The following is a 19,917-nucleotide window of genomic DNA, read 5'->3' as shown; positions in this document are numbered from 1 at the left end:
GGTGCGGTCAGAACGGGAGGGTCTGGGTGGTGAACGGCGCGGTGGTGTCGTTCAGCGACAGGCTCTGCCCGGACAGCAGCTCGGCGCGGCGGCCGAGGCCGGCACCGAGCGTCAGCCGGATCTCGCCGGCCGGGTGGTCGGCTGCGGGTTCCGGGCGGGTGGCGGGGCGGTGCTGGGGGCGGGTGCGGTCGGTGGTGTGCATGGTTGTGCGGTTCCCTTCGTGAGGTGTGCGCCGGGTCCCGGGTGCGGGACGGTCCGGCGTTCGGTGGGTCAGCCCGTCCGTGGCGGCTCCAGGAGCAGCACCGACGGGATGCGGTCGGCGCAGCCCAGTCGCAGCAGCCCGTGGCCGATGCCGGCCAGGCCGTTCAGCAGGCTCGGGCAGGGGACGGCGCCGGGTGTGCCGCAGACCGGCCCGTCCCGGTCGAGGTCTCCGAGGAGCAGATCGGTGCGCCGGGCCAGGACGGCGACGGCCTCCGATACGGCGGCTGCTTCGGTGGCGGCGGCTGCTTCGGCGGTCGCGGTGGCGAGGACGTCGAGCACCCCGAGCTCGCCGTGGCAGAGGCTGTGGTCGGCCGACGAACGTGTCCGGGCCAGTGCCCGCACCGCGGCCGCAGCGTCATCGCCCGGTCGGCCCCGGGCGGCGGCGACGAGCCCGGCCAGGCCGTGGCACCAGCGGGCGTCGCCGTCCTGGACGGCCGAGGCGTCGAGGGAGCCCGGCAGCCCACCCGGCCGGACAGCTGACGTGGCGTCGGACCGTCCCGGCGCGCCGCGCAGGCGGTCGAGGGCCCAGGTGACACCGGCGCGCCCGAGGGCGAGGCCGGTCCCGGCCGGTGGCGTGGCCACGGCCAGCCGCGCCGCGCAGGCTTCGGCGGCGTGGAGTGCGGCGGGTGCCCCGGTGGCCTCGTGGACGGCGAGGAGGGCGGCGAGGCCGCCGGCGGTGCCGTCGAGGACCGCGGCACCGCTCTCGGCGGCGGCCGCGGCGGCGGTCAGCTCGACGGCGGTGGGAAGGAGGGCGCGCAGGTCGGCGTCGTCGAGCTCGGCGGCGAGGTGGGCGAGGGCGTAGCTGATGCCCCCGAGGCCGGCGAAGGCGCCGGAGCCGACGGCGCCGAGGTCCTCGGGGGCGCCCGCGAGGCGGTCGAGCAGCGTGGGCAGCGGCCGCAGCGCGCGGTGGGCGGCCTCGGCGTAGCGGGTGTCACCGGTGATCCGGGCCAGCTGTGCGAGGAAGAGCGCGACCCCGGTGTAGCCCGTGCCCAGGTCGGCGCCGAGCGGCTGCAGCCGCCAGTACCGCTCGCCGAGTACCCCGAGCCCCAGCCAGTTGGTGCGCCCGCCGCCGGTCAGGCCGAGGTCGAGCACCCGCTCCCCCACGGCCCGCGCCGCGTCCAGCAGCCGCCCCGGGTCGATCGGCCGACGGCCTGACGCCGCACCCTGGGCACCTCCCGGGCGGTGGGGGTCGGGGCGCTGCGGGTCGGGGCAATGGGGGTCAGGGCGATGCGGGTCCGCGGTCGAGCGGGCGGCCATGGCGGCGCGGATGGTCCACTCCTGACGGGCGGTGTCCGCCGTGTCGAGGGCGCGGACCCTGGTGAGGACGCGGTCCAGGGCTGTCCGGTCGAGGGCGGCGGGGATGCGGTGGCCGGTGGCGTTCCAGACGTCGACGGTGCCGGGGCGGGTGGTGAAGAAGGGGACGTCGCCGGCGCGCAGGTCGGCGAGTTCGTCGGCGAGGAGCAGGGGGTGGGCGGGGCCGCCGAGGTCCTCGGTGCGCAGCAGGTCGAGGACCCGGTCGCGGTCGGCGGCGTGCCGGAGCAGGTCGGGGTGGGTGGACTCGTCGAGCAGCAGCGCGTAGACGCGTGTGGCGCGGGCCACCAGCCGGGTCTCGTCGGCGGCGAAGCGGCGGAGCGGTCCGTGCGGTCCGGTGAGGTGCTCGCTGTGCCGGGCGAGGGTGTGGTGGGCGGCGCGGAAGCCGGCGACCAGGTCCTCGGTGTGGCGGGCGGGGTCGGCGGGGGTGCCGTGCAGGTGGGGCCGGTTGGCGGCGCCGGGGAGGACGGCGGTGCGGCGGACGAGCCGCATCCGGTCGGTGCCGGGCTCGGCCCAGTCGACGGCCCGGGCGGGGCCGGGGGCGCCGGCGTCGCCGCCGAGGCCGGAGGCGTCGACGGCGGTGGTCTCACCGACCATCAGGACGGGCAGCAGGCCGATGCGGTGGACGGAGGCGTCCAGGGCCGCCCGCGCGGGGTCGTCGCGGGCGTCCGCCGGGGCGGGCGGGTGGAAGAGCGTCTCCACGTCGACGGGGACGGGTTGGTCCCGGCAGGCGATCAGGTTCTCGCAGTGCAGGTCGGTGGCGTCCACGGCGTGCAGCAGCGCGAGCAGGGCGCCCTGGCGGCGGTAGAAGCGGCGGACCTCGTCCTCGCTGCGGCAGTCGGCGGGTGCGATGTGCTCCGTCCAGCCGTACCGGCCGCGGTCGAGGACGGCGGGGACGCGCAGGCCGGGCGAGCCGGGGGTGGTGTCGAACCAGCGGACGAGCTCGCCGAAGTGCCGGTCGACGGCGAGCGGCCGCGGCTTGTAGACCACCCGGGCGCCGTCGGCGAAGCGGAGGACGGCGACACTGCGGCCGCGCCGGTGCCGGTCCCCGGCGGCGGTGTCGATGCGGGTCAGCGGGCCGGGGTCGGTGCCGCCGAGCAGGGTGGATGTGATCGCCGCCCGGTCGGCGGCGAATCGGTCGAGCAGTTCGGTGAGGGCGGCGCGGGCGTGCAGCGCGGCCTGGCCGAGCAGGCGGCCGAGCACGGGGTAGCGGGTGACGAGGGCGTGGGCGCCGCTGCGGCCGGCGGTGAGGGCGACGAAGTCGTCGAAGCGTTCGGCGGAGGTGGCGCCGGCGAGCCGGCCGGCGTCCCGGGCGCTGTGCAGTTCCAGCACGAGGGTGCGGGCGGCGATCCGGGTGAGCGTGTCGGTGAGGGTGGCGGTGAACCGGGCGCGGACGGCGGGCAGGTCGACGCGGGCGGCGGGCGGCGGGGCCGGCAGTCGGGCGGCGGCCGACTCGGCGAACGGGGCGAGGACGGGGGCCAGCGCTCCCGCGCCGGGCGGTGCGGCGACGGTCGGCCCTCCCGCTCCGTGCGGCCGGTGGTACCGGGGCGCGGCGGTGAGCGCCGCGTCGACGAAGACCGCCCAGTCCGGGGCGGGGCCGCCGGACGGCTCGGCGGCCGAGACCGCTCGCCGCCACCAACCGCCCTCACCGGCGGCGGCCTTACCGGCCGCCGTGGTCCGACCACCGCTCACGACGTGAGCCTGTCATTTCACGAGTCCGCCAGACAAGAGTGCTATTCGGCCACTCTCTTCACCGGATTTCTACACGTACGGTACCCAGAGCGATCGGCCCGCTCGTCGGAATCTGGGTGCCCCCGGCGGGAAACCGGGGGCCGATCGGACCTTTCGATGGCATGTTTTCAGCCACGCGAGGCCGGCCGGCGCCCATCGGACAGGCTGGCGGGCCGGGGCTACGGCTCGAAGCGGTAGCCCATACCCGGCTCGGTGACGAAGTGCCGCGGGTCGGACGGGTCGTCCTCCAGCTTCCGGCGCAGCTGCGCCATGTAGACCCGCAGGTAGTTGGTCTCGGTGCGGTAGGCCGGACCCCAGACCTCCTGCAGCAGCTGCTTCTGGCTGACCAGTCGGCCGGCGTTGCGGACGAGGACCTCCAGCAGGTGCCACTCGGTGGGGGTGAGTCGGACGTCGGCGCCGCCGCGGTTGACCTTCTTGGCGGCGAGGTCGACGGTGAACGAGCCGGTGCTGAGCACGGCCTCGGTGCCGCCGGCGGCCATCGGTTCGGCGCGGCGGACGGCGGCGCGCAGCCGGGCGAGGAACTCGTCCATGCCGAAGGGCTTGGTGACGTAGTCGTCGGCGCCGGCGTCCAGCGCCTCGACCTTCTCGTCGGAGGCCTGGCGGGCGGAGAGCACGATGATCGGCACCCTGGTCCAGCCGCGCAGGCCGCGGATCACCTCGGTGCCGTCCATGTCGGGCAGGCCGAGGTCGAGGACGACGACGTCCGGGGGCCTGGCGGCGGCCGCGGCGAGGGCGGAGGCACCGTCGTGGGCGGCGTCCACCTCGTACTTCCGTGCCTTGAGGTTGATCACCAGGGCGCGGACGAGCTGGGGTTCGTCGTCGACCACGAGGACCCGGGTCATGGATGTGCGCCGCCTTTCTGCGGTTGCCTCGGCGATCGCCTCTGCGGCTGCCTCTGCGGTGGCCCCGGCCGTTGCCGGGGTGGTCGTGGTCACGGGGTGCTCGCCGAGGGCGCGGGGGCCTCGTGGGCGGTGCGGGCGGCGGCGGGCAGGGCGACCACCATGGTGAGGCCGCCGCCGGGGGTGTCCTCCGCGGTGAGCCGGCCGCCCATGGCCTCGGCGAAGCCGCGGGCGACGGCGAGGCCGAGGCCGACGCCGTTGCCGCGCGGGGCGTCGCCGTGGCGCTGGAACGGCGCGAAGATCCGTTCCCGGGCCTCCTCGGGGACGCCCGGGCCGCGGTCGACGACGCGCAGTTCGACGCGGTCGCCGCCGGGCAGCCGGAGGGCGTCGGCGCGGACGGTGACCTGGAGGTCGGGCGGGCTGTACTTGACGGCGTTCTCCACCAGGTTTGCGACGACCCGTTCGAGCAGTCCGGCGTCGGCGCGGACCAGCGGCAGGTCCTCGGGGACGTCGAGCCGGACCGTCCCGGCCGGCACGCCGGCGAGGGCGAGCGGGACGACCTCGTCCAGGTCGACGTCCCGCTGCAGCGGGTTGACGCTGCCGGTCTGCAGCCGGCTCATGTCGAGCAGGTTGTTGATCAGCTGGTTCAGCCGGTCGGCGCCCTCCTCGATGCCTTCGAGGAGTTCGGCCTCGTCCTCGGGGCTCCAGGCGACGTCCTCGGAGCGCAGCGAGGTGACGGCTGCCTTGATGCCGGCGAGCGGGGTGCGCAGGTCGTGCGAGACGGCGGCGAGCAGGGCGGTGCGGATGCGGTTGGAGTCGGCGAGCCGGCGGGCCTCGGCGGCCTCCTCGGCGAGCCGCTTCCGCTCCAGGACGGCGACGGCCTGGGCGGCGAAGGCGCCGAGCACCCGGCGGTCGCCGGCGGGCAGCACCCGGCCGGTGAGGACGAGGGCGAGCCGGTCGCCGACGGGCACGTCGACGGTGGCGTCCTCGGGGCGGCCGGCCGGGCGGTGGCCGACCGCGGCGCGGGTCTGCCAGGGGCCGCGGTCGCCCGGGCGCTCCAGCAGCGCGACGGACTCCATCTGGAAGGTCTCCCGGACGCGTTCCAGGAGGTCCTCCGGCCCGTCCTGGCCGCGCAGCGCGCTGCCCGCGAGGAAGGCCAGGGTCTCGGCCTCGGCCCGGCTGCGGGCGGCCTGCTGGGATCGGCGGGCGGCGAGGTCGACGACCGAGGCGACGGCGATGCCGACGCCGACGAAGACGCCGAGGGCGAGGATGTTGGCCCGGTCGGTGATGGTGAAGGTGTGGGTCGGCGGGGCGAAGTAGTAGTTCAGCAGCAGGCTGCCGACCAGGGCGGAGGCGATCGCCGGGAAGACGCCGCCGACCAGCGCCGCGCCCACGGTGAGGGTGAGGAAGAGCAGGACGGCGGTGGGCAGGCCGACGCCCGGGCCGAGGGCGAGCAGCAGCAGGGTGAGCAGCACCGGGCCGATGCAGCCGAGCAGCCAGCCCGCGACGGTGCGCAGCCGACCGAGTTTGACGGGCAGTCGGCCGGGCAGGCCGGGGCGGCCGCGGGCGGCGTGCTCGTGGGTGACGACGTGCACGTCGACGTCGCCGGACTCGCGGATGACGGTGGCGCCGACGCCGGGGTCGAGCAGCGAGCGCCAGGCACGGCGGCGGCTGATGCCGACGACGAGCTGGGTGGCGTTGACGCCGCGGGCGAAGTCGAGCAGGCCGGCGGGGACGTCCTCGGCGAGCACCGCGTGGTAGGTGCCGCCGAGCTCCTCGACCAGGCGGCGCTGGGCGGCGAGTTCGCCGGGCGCGGCGAGCACGCCCGGGCCTTCGGGGCGGACGATGTGGACGGCGAGCAGTTCGCTGCCGGAGCCCCTGGCGGCGATCCGGGCGGCGCGGCGGATCAGCGTGCCGCCCTCGGGGCCGCCGGTGAGGCCGACGACGATCCGCTCGCGGGCCTGCCAGGTGGCGGCGATGCCCTGTTCGGTGCGGTAGCGCTGGAGGTACTCGTCGACCCGGTCGGCCGTCCAGAGCAGGGCGAGTTCGCGCAGGGCGGTGAGGTTGCCGGGGCGGAAGTAGTGGGAGAGGGCGGCGTCGGCCCGGTCGGGCGGGTAGACGTTGCCGTGGGCGAGGCGGCGGCGCAGCGCCTGCGGCGACATGTCGACCAGTTCGATCTGGTCGGCGCGGCGGACGACCTCGTCGGGCACGGTCTCGCGCTGGCGGACGCCGGTGATGCCCTCGACGACGTCGCCGAGCGACTCCAGGTGCTGGATGTTGACGGTGGAGACGACGTCGATGCCGGCGGCGAGCAGCACCTCGACGTCCTCCCAGCGCTTGGCGTGCCGGCCGCCGGGGACGTTGGTGTGGGCGAGCTCGTCGACCAGTGCGACCTCGGGGCGGCGGGCGAGCACCGCGTCGAGGTCCATCTCGGTGAAGCGGGCGCCGCGGTACTCGACGGGGCGGCGCGGGACGGTCTCCAGGCCGGCCACGAGTTCGGCGGTGCGGGCGCGGCCGTGGTCCTCCACGAGCGCGATCACCACGTCGGTGCCGCGGGCGGCCCTGCGGTGGGCCTCACCGAGCATGGCGTACGTCTTCCCGACCCCGGGGGCCGCCCCGAGGTAGATCCGAAGCCTGCCGCGTGCCATGTGCACCATTCTCGTTCCGCCGTCGCGCCCGACCCTGCTTCGGACGCCTGTTCGCGCCTCCGAGCCTAGATCCACGCTCGGGCGAGGTGCCCCGTTTGTCCGCTTCGCGGGGAGGATCCTGGCGCTTTCTTGACGCAGAGGGCGCACCGGGGCGAGCAATTGCACATAACTTGCAAGAAAGAAGGCTGTGCATCAGGATGATGAGCGCGAGGTCGGCCGGTCGGCCGTCCGGGGCGCCCTGCGTCCTTCCTGACCGACGATCGTCTTCCCAACCGGCGCCCGCCGGGACGCGGCCGACCCCGCGTGACGCCGTGCGCCCGAGGACCGCCGGCCGGCGGAACCCCGCGGGTGGGTGGGGCCCGCCGGCCGGCGCTCGCACGCCACGGAAACCTCGCCGGAGTGCAGGTTGCGGATCCGGAAGGCGGCGCCGGAGGCCGCCCAGGGCGTGCCGTCCGGGCCGGCGGTCGGGACGGCAGAGATCCGCAGCCGGGCGGCGGCCGTTCTGGACGGCGGCCGCGGACGACCGCCGGGAGCGCTCCAGACGATCAGTCAATTCCATGACGTGAAGCGGAACTCGGTGCTGCTGCGGAAGATCTCGCCGGGTCGAAGCACGGTGCTCGGGTACTCCGGGCGGTTGGGCGAGTCCGGCAGGTGCTGGGTCTCCAGGCAGATTCCGGCGTGCCGTGGCAGCGGCCTCCCGTCGGCGCCGGGCAGGGTGCCGTCCAGGTTGTTGCCGGTGTACACCTGCACGCCGGGCTCGGTCGTCCACACCTCCATCCGGCGGCCGGCGGCGGGCCCGGCGAGGGTCGCCGCGTGCCGCAGCTCTCCTGGCCCGGCAGGGCGCAGCAGCCAGCAGTGGTCGAGCCCGCCCGCGGCGCGGACCTGCGGGTGGTCGGCGGCGATCCGCTCGCCGAGCCGTGCGGGCCGTCCGAAGTCGAAGGGGGTCCCGGCGACCGGCTCGGCGGGCCCGTGCGGGATGCCCCGGTCGGTGACCGGCAGGTAGTGGTCGGCGGACAGCTCCAGCACGTGGTCGTGGACGGTGCCGTGGCCGGCCAGGTTGAAGTAGGCGTGGTTGGTCGGGTTGACCACGGTGGGCCGGTCGGTGACGGCCCGGTAGTCGATCGCCAGCGTGCCCGGCTCCGCCAGCCGGTAGGTGGCGGTGAGGTCGAGCGCGCCGGGGAAGCCCATGTCGCCGTGCGGGCTGTGCAGACGCAGCTCGACCCCGGTGCCGTCCTCGGTCGGCGCGGCCTGCCAGACCCGCCGGTGGAAGCCGTCCGGCCCGCCGTGCAGCGCGTGGCCGCGGTCGTTCACCGGGACGCGGTGGTCCGTCCCGTCCAGGGTGAAGCGGCCGTGCGCGATGCGGTTGGCGTACCGGCCGACGACCGGCCCGAGGTAGGGGTGGTCGCCGGCCCTGGCGTGCAGCGAGGGCAGGCCGAGCACCACCGGCCCCGGCGCCGCGCGCGGGGCGGGGGCGGTCAGCGCGGCCAGTGCGGCACCGAGGGTGAGCACGGTGGCGTGCACCCCGCCGGGGGCCGTCAGGGTCCAGGCGTGCACCGCCCGGCCGTCGGGGGTCGTGCCGTACGCGCTGCGCCGGACGGTGGGGGGCCGGACGGTGGGGGGCCGGACGGTGGGGGGCCGGACGGTGGGGGGCATGCCTCGCTCCTGCGGCGGGCGGGCGGCGGGCCGGTGTGCTCACCGGGGCCGCCCTGCGGTGGATTCGCGCACGACCAGGCGGTGGCCGGGGCGGGCCCGGCGCGGTTCGGTCGCGGCGGCGCCGGCCAGCCGGTCGACCAGGCAGTCGACGGCGAGCCGGGCGATCGCCTCCTTGTCGGGGGCGATGGTGGTGAGCGGGGTGTGGGCGAAGCGGCTCTCGTCGATGTCGTCGAAGCCGACCACGGCGACGTCCTCCGGCACCCGCAGCCCGCGGTCGGCGAGGGTGCGCAGCGCGCCGACGGCGACGGTGTCGTTGTAGGCGAACACGGCGTCCGGCTGCGGGCCGCGGTCCAGCAGGGCGGCCATGGCGCGGGCGCCGTCCTCCCGGCCGTAGGCCTCGGTGGCGACGACCAGGGCGTCGTCGGCGGGCAGGCCGGCCTCGGCCAGCTCCTCCCGCCAGCCGCGCAGCCGCAGGTGGGCGGGGGGCCGGGCGCTCTCCTGGCGGGCGCCGAGGAAGGCGATCCGGCGCCGGCCGGTGTCGATCAGGTGCCGGACGGCGAGTCTCGCGGCGGCGATGTTGTCGATCGCGATGTGGTCGTACGGCGCGTCGTACTCGCGCTCGCCGAGCAGCACCAGCGGGGAGGTGTCGGTGCGGGCGAGCAGGTCCTCCGACTCGAGCTCGATCGGGCTGAGGATCAGCCCGTCCATGACGTGCGCCCGGAAGCCCTGGCAGACCAGCAGTTCCTGGTCGCGGCGGCCGCCGGTGTGGTCGAGCAGGACGGTGTAGTCGTGCCGGGCGGCGGCGTCGATGACCGCGCCGGCGAGCTCGGCGAAGTACGGGTTGCCGAGCTCGGGCACGGCCAGCGCGATGATCCCGGTGCGGCCCTTGCGCAGGTGGCGCGCGGTCAGGTTGGGCCGGTAGCCGAGCTCGTCGATCGCGCGCTGCACGCGTTCGCGCATCGCCGGGGTGACGTGCTGGTAGCCGTTCACCACATTGGAGACGGTCTTGATCGACACTCCGGCGCGCTGCGCGACGTCCTTCAGACTGACCACGGTGTTCCCTCTCGGCCGACTGTTTGTCGGGTCATTTCTACGGGGTGGGACGCGAGCGGAAGAGGTACCGCTGCGCGAGGACGACCACGATCAGGAAACCGCCGCTGACCACGGACTGGTAGGAGGAGTTCAGCGAGCCGATCTGGTTGATCAGATTCTGGATGACGGCGAGGAGCAGGACACCCCACAGCGTGCCGCCGACCGTGCCGGCGCCGCCGGGGTCAGCAGGGTGCCGCCGATCACCACCGCGGCGATCGCGTCGAGCTCCATGCCGACGCCGACGATGGTGACCCCGGAGGACAGCCGGGCGGCGTTCAGCGCCCCGGCGAGCCCGGCGAGCAGGCCGCTCAGCAGGTAGACCAGCACCCGGGTGCGGGCCACCGGCAGCCCCATCAGGGTGGCGGCGTCGCCGCTGCCGCCGATCGCGAACACGCTCTGGCCGAACGGCGTGCGCTGGAGCAGCACCCCGCCGAGGCCGAACAGGGCCAGTGCAATCAGCACCGGGTGGCCGAAGCCCCACACGGTGCCCTGGCCGAGTTCGGCGAACGCGGATCCCCGGGGCACCAGGTAGGTGGTGGCGCCCTCGTGGGTGACGGCGAGCAAAAGGCCGCGGGCGGCGAGCAGGGTGGCCAGGGTGACGATGAACGGCGCCATCCCGGCGCGGGCGACCAACAGGCCGTTGATCGCGCCGATCCTGCCGCAGACCGCGAGCGGCAGCAGCAGCGCCGGGACGACCCCCCACTGCGAGGCCCAGGCGGCCAGCACGCCGCCGAGCGCGAAGACCGAGCCGACCGACAGGTCGATCCCGCCGGTGAGGATCACCAGCGTCATGCCGAGCGCGACGATCGCGAGGAAGGAGGTCTGCACGGTGATGCTGCGGGCTTTGTCCAGCGTTCCGAAGGACGGGAACAGCACGGAGGAGACCAGCACCAGCAGGGCGAGCACGGCCGGGACGGCCTGCCGCTGGAGACGGCCGAGCAGCCGGCCGGGGAGGGCCCCCGGGCCGGGGGCGGGACCGGTGGTGGCGACGGGGGCGGGGCCGGCGGGCACGACGGCCGGCGCGGACGGCAGCAGAACGGGCTTCTTCATCGGGACCGACGCTCCCGGGCGGCGTACACGGCGGCCAGGATGATGGCCGCCTGGGCGATCTGGGCGGTGGAGTCGGGCAGGTCGTGCTTGACGAGGGTGGCGCGCAGCAGCTGCATCAGCAGGGCGCCGGTGACGGTGCCGAGGACGCGGACGGAGCCGCCGGTCAGCGGGGTGCCGCCGACCACCACCGCGGTGATGGCGGAGAGCTCCATCAGGGTGCCGAGCGCGGAGGGGTCGCTGGCGGAGAGCCGGGCGGTGGCCAGCACACCGGCGAGGGCGGCGAACACCCCGCAGAGCACGTACACCCCGGTCAGCACCCGACGCACGGGCAGGCCGGCCAGGGCGGCGGCGGTGCGGTTGCCGCCGATCGCGACCAGCCGGCGGCCGAAAGTGGTGCGGTGCACGAGGCCGGCGACGAGCAGGGCGAGCACCGCGGCGATCAGCACCGTCCACGGGACGCCGAGCAGGCTGTCGGCGCCGAGGGCGAGCAGGTCGGGGTTGGCGATCTGCTTGAGCTGCCCGTCGGCGACGACCAGTGCGAGGCCGCGGCCGCCGACGAACAGCGCCAGGGTGGCGACGATCGGCTGCAGTCCGACCACGGAGACCAACGTGCCGTTGACCAGGCCGACGGCGACGCCGGCCAGCAGGGCGATCAGCAGCGCGGGCAGCAGCCCGTAGCCGAGGTAGAGCGGCAGCAGGGCGCCGGCCAGGGCCATGGTGGAGCCGACCGACAGGTCGACGCCCTCGGTGCCGATGACCAGGGCCATGCCGAGCGCGACGATCACCACGGGGGCGACCTGGACGAGCCGGGTGCGCAGGTTGTCGACGGTCAGGAAGTGCTCGGTGAAGAGCGCGTTGAACAGCAGCAGGACGGCGACCGCGAGGTACACGCCGTACTTCTGCAGCCGGGCGGCGTCCGGCAGCCGCAGCGCGGCGGGGCGCCCGGCGAGGGCGGGCTGGGTCATCGCTTCTCCTCGTGGGCCGGTGGTGCCGGGGCGGCTGGCTCGGCGGCCGGGCGGGATGCGGGCGCGGCGGCCGATGCGGGCGCGGCCCGGTCGGCGAGCAGGGCGAGCAGCTCGGACTCGGTGACGTGCTCGCCGGTGAGTTCGCCCGCGACGGCACCGGCGTGCAGCACGGTGATCCGGTCGGCGCCCTCGACGAGCTCCTCGATGTCGGAGGAGATCAGCAGCACGGCCAGCCCCTCCCGGGCGAGTTCGTCGATCAGCGCCTGCACCTCGGCCTTGGCGCCGACGTCGATGCCGCGGGTGGGCTCGTCGAGCAGCAGCACCCGGGGTTCCAGACAGAGCCAGCGGGCGAGCAGCACCTTCTGCTGGTTACCGCCGGAGAGTTCGCCGATCTTCTGCTCGGGGCTGGAGGCCTTGATCCGCAGCCGCTTCATGAAGACCTCGACCAGCCGGTCCTGGCGGCGCCGGGAGACCAGGCCGAAGCGGGAGAGCCGGGGCATCGCGGCGAGCACGATGTTCTCCCGGACGGACAGCTCGGGGACGACCCCTTCGGCCTTGCGGTCCTCCGGCAGCAGGCTGATGCCCGCCCGGATCGCGGCCGCCGGGGAGCGCCGGCCGAGCCGCCTCGACGCTGCCGGAGTCCAACGGCAGCGCGCCGGCCAGCGCCTTGGCGGTCTCGCTGCGGCCGGATCCCAGCAGGCCGCCGAGGCCGAGCACCTCGCCGGGGCGCAGCTCCAGGCCGACGCCGTGCAGCTGGTGGCGCCTGGTCAGCCCGCGGGCGGTGAGCACGGGTTCGCGGTCGGCGCGGTGGCTCTCGCCGAAGCCGGTGACGCCGTGCCGGCGGACCTCGGCGACGTCCCGACCGAGCATCATCGAGACCAGGTCGAGGCGGTCCAGGGCGCCCAGCTCGCCGGTGTGCACCAGGCGGCCGTCGCGCAGCACGGTGACCCGGTCGCACAGCCGGTAGAGCTCGTCCATCCGGTGGCTGACGTAGAGGACGGCGATGCCCTGGGCGTGCAGCTCGCCGACCACCCGGAAGAGCGTCTCCACCTCGCGCGGCTCCAGGGCGGAGGTGGGCTCGTCCATCACCACCACGCGGGAGTCCACGGACACCGCCCGGGCGAGGGCGACCATCTGCTGGGCGCCGATGCCGAGGCTGTTCAGCGGGCGGCGCGGGTCGACAAGGACGCCGAGTCCGACCAGCAACTCGGCGCTCTCGGCGTGCATCCGGGCGAAGTCGATCAGGCCGAACCGGGTGCGCGGCTCGCGGCCGAGGAAGACGTTGCGGGCCACGCTTATCAGCGGGACGAGGTTGACCTCCTGGTAGATCGTCGACACCCCGGCCTGCTGGGCGTCGAACGGCCGGTGCAGCGTGACGGGGCGCCCGGCGATCCGCAGCTCGCCGGCGTCCGGGCGGTGCACGCCGGTGAGGACCTTGATCAGGGTGGACTTGCCTGCGCCGTTCTCCCCCACCAGGGCGTGGATCTCGCCCGGGCGCAGGGTGAGCGAGACGTCGTCGAGGGCGACGACGCCGGAGAAGCGCTTGGCCACGCCGACGGCCTCCAGCGCGGGCGGCGGCGCGGTGCCGTCCGCGGGCGGGACGGCCACCGGGTCGGGTGGGGCCATGGGTGGGACCTCCGGGGCAGCGGTGCGGGGGGAGACGGCGAGGGGGACGGTCCGCGCGCGGCCGGGGACGATCGGCCGGGCGCCGCCGGGGTCAGTACGCGCCGGAGACCGAGGCGGCGGCGTTGCCCGGGTCGTAGGCGCGGTCGGTGATGATCACGCTGTCGGCGACGGGCTCGCCGGAGAGGAACTTCTGCAGGGTCTCGAAGGCCAGCGGGCCGAACCGCGGGTTGGACTCGATGACGCCGTTGTAGTCGCCGGCGGCGAGCGCCTGGACGGCGTTGCGGGTGCCGTCGATGGAGACGATCTTGACGTCCCTGCCGGGCTTGCGGCCGGCGCTCTTCAGAGCGGTGACGGCGCCCAGGCCCATCTCGTCGTTCTCCGCGTAGACGGCGGTGATCTCCGGCTTGGACTGGATCAGCTGCTCCATCACCTGCTGGCCCTTGTCCCGGGCGAACTCGCCGGTCTGCTGAGCGACGATCTCCATGCCCGGGGCCTTGGCCTTCAGCTGGTCGACGAAGCCGTTGGTGCGGTCGGTGGTGACGTTGTTGCCGGACGAGCCGAGCAGGATCGCGACCTTGCCGGTGCCGCCGGTGGCCTGGATCGGCGCGTCGGCGGCCCGCTTGCCCTGCTCGACGAAGTTCGAGCCGATGAAGGTCAGGTAGTCCTTGCAGGCGGTGGCGTTGACCTTGCGGTCGACAGTGATCACCGGGACGTGCTTGGCGGCCGCGGCGTCGAGGGCCGGCTGCAGGCCGTCGGAGTTCAGCGGGGCGACGACGAGCAGTTGCGCGCCCTGGTTGAGCATGTCCTGGATGTCGCTGATCTGCTTGGACAGCTGGGACTGCGCGTTGGTGGTGAGCAGCTTCTTGACGCCGAGCTCGGCGGCCTCGTCCTTGATGGACTGGGTCTCGGCGATGCGGAAGGGGTTGGCCTCCTTCTCCGACTGGGAGAAGCCGACCACGGCGTCCTTGAGGTCCATCTTGGGGGTGCCGGTGCCCTGCAGGGTGCAGCCGGCGCCGGCGGCCGGGGCGGAGCCGGCCGCGCGGGTCGCGGCCTGGGCCGCCTGCCCGTCGCCGGAGCCGGCGGACGGGGCCTCCTCTTTGGCGCAGCCGGTGAGGACGAGGGCGGCGGAGGCGAGCAGCGCGGCGGAGGCGAGCAGGCGGGATCTGCGGATGCTGGCCATGCGACGACGCTCCTTGACGGGTGGGGCGGCACCGGGCCGTGGCGGTTCCGGACGCGCCGTGGCGGTCCGGGGCGCACCCGGGCACGCCGGGACGCACCGGTGGCGGCCGGATCGGGGAGGCGGAGGGAAGCTTCGCTGACGTGCGGGAAGAGCGGCCCGCGGTGGAGATCGCGCTCTCCAGCGGGCGTTTACAACGTTATACAACCGGCGCCGCAAGGCCGACAAGGGTCGCGGCACGCATGGTCGAAACCGGCATCGACGCCGTGCCCGGCCGAACTGACGGACCGGCACCTGGGGCGTCCGGCGTCCGCCGCGGCCGCCGTCCGGGCCGCTGCACTCCCCGTCACCTGGAGTGCAGCGAGGGAAAGGTCACACTGGATTGATCTGCTGCCGACCTGCTAACGGGCACTAACCTGCACACATGACGGTCCAGCCTGAAGGGCTTCCCCTGGCCGCCGAGTTCCCGGATGCGACCCGCGAGCAGTGGCAGCGCCTCGTCGAAGGCGTGCTGCGCAAGTCGGGTGTGCAGGACGCGAGCGGCGTGCAGGCGGAGGAAGCGCTCACCACGAAGCTCCAGGACGGGCTCAGCGCCCGCCCGCTGTACACCGCCGAGGACGCCCCGGCGGACGCCGGCCTCCCCGGCTTCGCGCCGTATCTGCGGGGTGGTCGGCCGAACGGCTCGGCCGTCTCCGGCTGGGACGTACGGCAGCGGCACGCCGACCCGGACACCGTCCGGGCCAACGAGGCGATCCTCGCGGACCTCGAGAACGGCGTCACCTCGCTCTGGCTGACCGTCGGCGAGGGCGGCCTGCCCATTGCCTCGCTGCCCGCCGCACTGCAGGGCGTCTACCTCGACCTGGCCTCGGTCGTGCTCGACGCGGGCGCCGAATTCCGGCCCGCCGCCGAGCAGTTGTTCGCACTGCTGGCCGAGCGCGCGGTCCCCGCGGACGTCGCCTCCGGCAACCTCGGCGCCGACCCGCTCGGCCTGCTCGCCCGCACCGGCGACGACACCGCCACCACCACGCAGCTCGCCGAGGCCGCCGACCTCGCCGCGCACTGCGGCCGCACCTACCCGAACCTGCGTGCCCTGGCCGTCGACGCCCTCGTCTTCCACGACGCCGGCGCCTCGGCCGCCCAGGAGCTCGGCTGCTCGCTGGCCGCCGGCGTCGCCTACCTGCGCGCGCTGACCGCCGCCGGCCTGAGCGTCGACGAGGCCGCCGGCCAGCTGGAGTTCCGCTACGCGGCCACCGAGGAGCAGTTCCTCGGCATCGCCAAGTTCCGTGCCGCGCGCCGCCTGTGGGCCCGCGTCGCCGAGGTCTCCGGGGTGACCGGCCCGGCCGCCGCGCAGCGCCAGCACGCCGTCACCTCCTCGGTGATGATGACCGCCCGCGACCCGTGGGTGAACATGCTGCGCACCACCGTCGCCTGCCTGGCCGCCGGCGTCGGCGGCGCGGACGCCGTCACGGTGCAGCCCTTCGACGCCGCGGCCGGCCTGCCGGACGCCTTCGCCCGCCGGATCGCCCGCAACACCCAGTCGATCCTGCTGGAGGAGTCGAACCTGGCGAAGGTCATCGACCCGGCCGGCGGCTCCTGGTACGTCGAGACGCTCACCGACGAGCTGGCACAGGCCGCCTGGGCCTGGTTCCAGGAGATCGAGCGGGCCGGTGGCCTGCGCGAGGCCCTCGCCTCCGGCCTGGTCGGCGAGCGGATCGCCGCGACCTGGGCCGAGCGCACCGCCAGGCTCGCCGAGCGACGCGAGCCGGTCACCGGCGTCAGCGAGTTCCCCAACCTCGGCGAGCAGCCGCTGGTCCGCGAGAGCGCGCCCGCCCGTCGCGGCGGCGGCCTGCCGCAGGTCCGCCGCGCCGAGGCCTACGAGGCGCTGCGCGACCGCTCGGACGCGCACCTGGCCGCCACCGGCGCCCGGCCGCGGCTGTTCCTGGCCTCGCTCGGCACCGCCGCGGCGCACACCGCCCGCACCACCTTCGCCGCCAACCTCTTCCAGGCCGGCGGCATCGAGACGGTCGGTGGCGAGGGCAGCGACACAGCCTCGCTGGCCGAGGCCTTCGCCGCGAGCGGCGCGACCGTGGCCTGCCTGTGCTCCAGCGACGCGCTGTACGAGGAGCACGGCGAGGCGGTCGCCAAGGCGCTGAAGACCGCAGGAGCCGCCCAGGTGCTGCTGGCCGGACGCCCCGGCGAGCTGCGCGAGGCTTTCCAGCGGGCGGGAGTGGACTCCTTCGTGTTCGCGGGCTGCGACGCGGTGGAGGTCCTCACCTCCCTCCTCGACACGATCGGAGTGGCCCGATGATCCCCGACTTCACCACCATCGGGCTGGGCTCCGGCGAAGCCGCCGGCGACAGCGCCCAGTGGCGCGCCGCCTGGCAGCAGGCCACCGGCAAGGACGTCGAGGAGCAGCTCTGGGAGACCCCGGAGGGCATCGGCGTCAAGCCGCTGTACACCGCGGACGACCTGGCGGGCCTGGACTTCCTCGGCACCTACCCGGGCATGGCCCCGTTCCTGCGCGGCCCCTACCCGACGATGTACGTCAACCAGCCGTGGACGGTCCGCCAGTACGCGGGCTTCTCCACCGCCGAGGAGTCCAACGCCTTCTACCGCCGCAACCTCGCGGCCGGCCAGAAGGGCCTCTCGGTCGCCTTCGACCTGCCGACCCACCGCGGCTACGACAGCGACCACCCGCGGGTCACCGGCGACGTCGGCATGGCCGGCGTGGCCATCGACTCCATCTACGACATGCGCCAGCTCTTCGACGGCATCCCGCTCGACAAGATGTCCGTTTCGATGACCATGAACGGCGCGGTGCTGCCCGTGCTGGCGCTGTACATCGTGGCCGCCGAGGAGCAGGGGGTGCCGCCGGAGAAGCTGGCGGGGACCATCCAGAACGACATCCTCAAGGAGTTCATGGTCCGCAACACGTACATCTACCCGCCGCAGCCCTCGATGCGGATCATCTCGGACATCTTCGCGTACACCTCGCAGAAGATGCCGCGGTACAACTCGATCTCCATCTCGGGCTACCACATCCAGGAGGCCGGTGCCACGGCCGACCTGGAGCTGGCGTACACCCTCGCGGACGGTGTGGAGTACCTGCGGGCCGGCCTCGGCGCCGGCCTGGACGTGGACGCCTTCGCGCCCCGGCTGTCGTTCTTCTGGGCGATCGGCATGAACTTCTTCATGGAGGTCGCCAAGCTGCGCGCGGCCCGCCTGCTCTGGGCCAAGCTGGTCAAGCAGTTCGACCCGCAGAACGCCAAGTCGCTGTCGCTGCGCACCCATTCGCAGACCTCCGGCTGGTCGCTGACCGCCCAGGACGTGTTCAACAACGTCACCCGCACCTGCGTGGAGGCGATGGCCGCGACCCAGGGCCACACCCAGTCGCTGCACACCAACGCCCTGGACGAGGCGCTCGCGCTGCCGACCGACTTCTCCGCCCGGATCGCCCGCAACACCCAGCTGATGCTGCAGCAGGAGTCCGGCACCTGCCGGGTCATCGACCCGTGGGGCGGCTCGGCGTACGTCGAGAAGCTCACCCACGACCTGGCTCGCCGCGCCTGGCAGCACATCCAGGAGGTCGAGGCGGCCGGCGGCATGGCCAAGGCGATCGACGCGGGCATCCCCAAGCTGCGCGTCGAGGAGGCGGCCGCCCGCACCCAGGCGCGGATCGACTCCGGCCGCCAGCCGGTGATCGGCGTCAACAAGTACCGGGTCGCCAACGACGAGCAGATCGACGTCCTCAAGGTCGACAACTCCTCGGTCCGCGCCCAGCAGGTCGAGAAGCTGCGCCGACTGCGCGCCGAGCGGGACGAGCAGGCCTGCCAGGACGCCCTGCACGCGCTCACCCGGGCCGCCGAGGCCGGCCCGCAGGGCGCCTCGCTGGACGGCAACCTGCTGGCGCTCGCGGTGATCGCCGCCCGCGCCAAGGCCACCGTCGGCGAGATCTCCGACGCACTCGAGAAGGTGTACGGCCGGCATTCCGGCCAGATCCGTACCATCTCCGGTGTGTACCGAGACGAAGCAGGCCCGTCCACCTCCCTGCAGCGCACCCGCGACCTGGTCGAGCGCTTCGAGGAGGCCGAGGGCCGCCGCCCCCGCATCCTGGTCGCCAAGATGGGCCAGGACGGCCACGACCGCGGCCAGAAGGTGATCGCCACCGCCTTCGCCGACCTCGGCTTCACGGTCGACGTCGGCCCGCTGTTCCAGACCCCGGCGGAGGTCGCCCGGCAGGCCGTCGAGGCCGACGTGCACATCGTCGGCGTCTCCTCGCTGGCGGCCGGCCACCTCACCCTGGTGCCGGCACTGAAGGCCGAACTCGCCGAGGCCGGACGCGAGGACATCACCATCGTGGTCGGCGGTGTCATCCCGCCGCAGGACATCCCGACGCTCCTCGACATGGGTGCCGCCGCGGTCTTCCCGCCCGGCACGGTGATCCCGGACGCCGCGCACGACCTGCTCACCTCGCTCGCCGCCGACCTCGGCCACGAGCTGTGAGCCGCTGAGCCGTGGCCCGGACGATCGACCTCGACCAGTACCGGCAGGGTGTCCTGGACGGCTCGCGCGCCTGGATCGCGCGGGCCATCACCCTCGTCGAGTCCACCCGGCCCGACCACCGCGAGCTCGCCCAGCGGCTGCTGGTCGACCTGCTGCCGCACTCCGGCAGGGCGGTCCGGGTCGGCATCACCGGCGTGCCCGGGGTGGGCAAGTCGACCTTCATCGAGGCCCTCGGCACCATGCTCACCGGCCTCGGCCACCGGGTCGCGGTGCTCGCCGTCGACCCGACCTCCAGCCGCACCGGCGGCTCCATCCTCGGCGACAAGACGCGGATGGAGAAGCTCGCCGTCGACCCGAACGCCTTCGTCCGGCCCTCCCCCACCTCCGGGACGCTCGGCGGCGTGGCCCGCGCCACCCGCGAGTCCATGGTGGTGATGGAGGCGGCCGGCTACGACGTCGTCCTGGTGGAGACGGTCGGCGTCGGCCAGTCGGAGACCACCGTCGCGGGCATGGTGGACTCCTTCCTGCTGCTCACCCTCGCGCGCACCGGCGACCAGCTCCAGGGCATCAAGAAGGGCGTCCTGGAACTGGCCGACCTGGTCGCCGTCAACAAGGCGGACGGCCCGCACGAACGGGACGCCCTGGCGGCCGCCCGCGAACTGGCCGGCGCCCTGCGGCTGCTCCAGCCGCCGGACGCCGCCTGGACACCGCCGGTGCTCACCTGCAGCGGCCTCGCCGGCGGCGGGCTGGACGTGATCTGGGAGCGCCTCCGGCAGCACCGCACCCTGCTCGACGCCACCGGCGCGCTGGACGCCAAGCGGCGCGACCAGCAGGTCGACTGGACCTGGGCGATGGTCCACGACCAGCTGCTCGCCCGGCTCCGCGAGCACCCGGAGGTGCGGCGGCTGGTCCCCGTCGTCGAGGACCAGGTCCGGCAGGGCACGCTGACCGCCACCCTGGCCGCCCAGCGCATCCTGGACGGCTTCGGCACGGCGAACTGACCCCGCGGCGACGGCCGGTGGGGGCGCGGCGACCGCGCC

General features: G+C 74.8%; 11 protein-coding genes and 2 pseudogenes. 3 read left to right on the top strand and 10 right to left on the bottom strand.

Going from position 1 to position 19,917, the window contains the following annotated elements; translation table 11 throughout:
* Positions 1 to 7: 7 nt before the first annotated feature.
* The 10 genes and pseudogenes from AB0P35_RS22695 to AB0P35_RS22650 form a co-directional block, all read right to left on the bottom strand.
* On the bottom strand, positions 8 to 202 hold the full coding sequence (locus AB0P35_RS22695) for a hypothetical protein (protein ID WP_363513348.1): 195 nt from the start codon (positions 200 to 202) through the stop codon (positions 8 to 10).
* 68 nt (positions 203 to 270) lie between these two features.
* Positions 271 to 3,264 (bottom strand): type 2 lanthipeptide synthetase LanM family protein, encoded by a 2,994-nt coding sequence (locus tag AB0P35_RS22690; RefSeq protein WP_363513345.1) that lies wholly within the window; start codon positions 3,262 to 3,264, stop codon positions 271 to 273.
* 218 nt (positions 3,265 to 3,482) lie between these two features.
* Positions 3,483 to 4,166: a response regulator gene (locus AB0P35_RS22685; protein ID WP_363513342.1), complete on the bottom strand. Its 684-nt coding sequence runs from the start codon at positions 4,164 to 4,166 to the stop codon at positions 3,483 to 3,485.
* Positions 4,167 to 4,255: 89 nt separating this feature from the next.
* Positions 4,256 to 6,811: a sensor histidine kinase KdpD gene (locus AB0P35_RS22680; RefSeq protein WP_363513339.1), complete on the bottom strand. Its 2,556-nt coding sequence runs from the start codon at positions 6,809 to 6,811 to the stop codon at positions 4,256 to 4,258.
* A gap of 549 nt (positions 6,812 to 7,360) precedes the next feature.
* Complete coding sequence (locus AB0P35_RS22675) at positions 7,361 to 8,464, bottom strand: aldose epimerase family protein (RefSeq protein ID WP_363513336.1); 1,104 nt, start codon at positions 8,462 to 8,464, stop codon at positions 7,361 to 7,363.
* Positions 8,465 to 8,503: 39 nt separating this feature from the next.
* Complete coding sequence (locus AB0P35_RS22670) at positions 8,504 to 9,517, bottom strand: LacI family DNA-binding transcriptional regulator (protein ID WP_363513333.1); 1,014 nt, start codon at positions 9,515 to 9,517, stop codon at positions 8,504 to 8,506.
* A gap of 37 nt (positions 9,518 to 9,554) precedes the next feature.
* Positions 9,555 to 10,606: pseudogene (locus AB0P35_RS22665) on the bottom strand (ABC transporter permease).
* A complete protein-coding gene (locus AB0P35_RS22660; RefSeq protein WP_363513330.1) occupies positions 10,603 to 11,571 on the bottom strand; it encodes an ABC transporter permease in 969 nt (322 codons plus the stop codon). The pseudogene AB0P35_RS22665 and the gene AB0P35_RS22660 overlap by 4 nt, the downstream one beginning before the upstream one ends.
* Positions 11,568 to 13,197, bottom strand: a pseudogene (locus AB0P35_RS22655) (sugar ABC transporter ATP-binding protein). The gene AB0P35_RS22660 and the pseudogene AB0P35_RS22655 overlap by 4 nt, the downstream one beginning before the upstream one ends.
* 91 nt (positions 13,198 to 13,288) lie before the next feature.
* A complete protein-coding gene (locus AB0P35_RS22650; protein WP_363513327.1) occupies positions 13,289 to 14,377 on the bottom strand; it encodes an ABC transporter substrate-binding protein in 1,089 nt (362 codons plus the stop codon).
* A gap of 421 nt (positions 14,378 to 14,798) precedes the next feature.
* Between AB0P35_RS22650 and mutA the strand changes: the two genes are divergently transcribed.
* The 3 genes from mutA to meaB are packed head-to-tail and all read left to right on the top strand — an operon-like array spanning position 14,799 to position 19,878.
* Positions 14,799 to 16,682, top strand: coding sequence for a methylmalonyl-CoA mutase small subunit (gene mutA / locus AB0P35_RS22645; RefSeq protein WP_363513324.1), 1,884 nt, complete (start codon positions 14,799 to 14,801; stop codon positions 16,680 to 16,682).
* Entirely contained in the window at positions 16,679 to 18,877 is a 2,199-nt protein-coding gene (gene scpA, locus AB0P35_RS22640; RefSeq protein WP_363513321.1) for a methylmalonyl-CoA mutase, read from the top strand. The genes mutA and scpA overlap by 4 nt, the downstream gene beginning before the upstream one ends.
* 11 nt (positions 18,878 to 18,888) lie before the next feature.
* Positions 18,889 to 19,878, top strand: coding sequence for a methylmalonyl Co-A mutase-associated GTPase MeaB (gene meaB, locus AB0P35_RS22635; RefSeq protein WP_095871136.1), 990 nt, complete (start codon positions 18,889 to 18,891; stop codon positions 19,876 to 19,878).
* The last annotated feature ends 39 nt before the right edge of the window (positions 19,879 to 19,917 follow it).

This window comes from Kitasatospora sp. NPDC085879 (assembly GCF_040686255.1).
Classification (GTDB): domain Bacteria; phylum Actinomycetota; class Actinomycetes; order Streptomycetales; family Streptomycetaceae; genus Kitasatospora.
Note: the sequence above shows the minus strand (reverse complement) of the source record. Positions and strands in the feature narration are given on the sequence as shown.

Bases quoted from the DNA above. Each gene is read 5' to 3' on its own strand.
- AB0P35_RS22695 (WP_363513348.1), bottom strand. From the start codon at position 202: ATGCACACCACCGACCGCACCCGCCCCCAGCACCGCCCCGCCACCCGC.
- AB0P35_RS22685 (WP_363513342.1), bottom strand. From the start codon at position 4,166: ATGACCCGGGTCCTCGTGGTCGACGACGAACCCCAGCTCGTCCGCGCC.
- AB0P35_RS22680 (WP_363513339.1), bottom strand. From the start codon at position 6,811: ATGGCACGCGGCAGGCTTCGGATCTACCTCGGGGCGGCCCCCGGGGTC.
- AB0P35_RS22675 (WP_363513336.1), bottom strand. From the start codon at position 8,464: ATGCCCCCCACCGTCCGGCCCCCCACCGTCCGGCCCCCCACCGTCCGG.
- AB0P35_RS22660 (WP_363513330.1), bottom strand. From the start codon at position 11,571: ATGACCCAGCCCGCCCTCGCCGGGCGCCCCGCCGCGCTGCGGCTGCCG.
- AB0P35_RS22650 (WP_363513327.1), bottom strand. From the start codon at position 14,377: ATGGCCAGCATCCGCAGATCCCGCCTGCTCGCCTCCGCCGCGCTGCTC.
- mutA (WP_363513324.1), top strand. From the start codon at position 14,799: ATGACGGTCCAGCCTGAAGGGCTTCCCCTGGCCGCCGAGTTCCCGGAT.
- scpA (WP_363513321.1), top strand. From the start codon at position 16,679: ATGATCCCCGACTTCACCACCATCGGGCTGGGCTCCGGCGAAGCCGCC.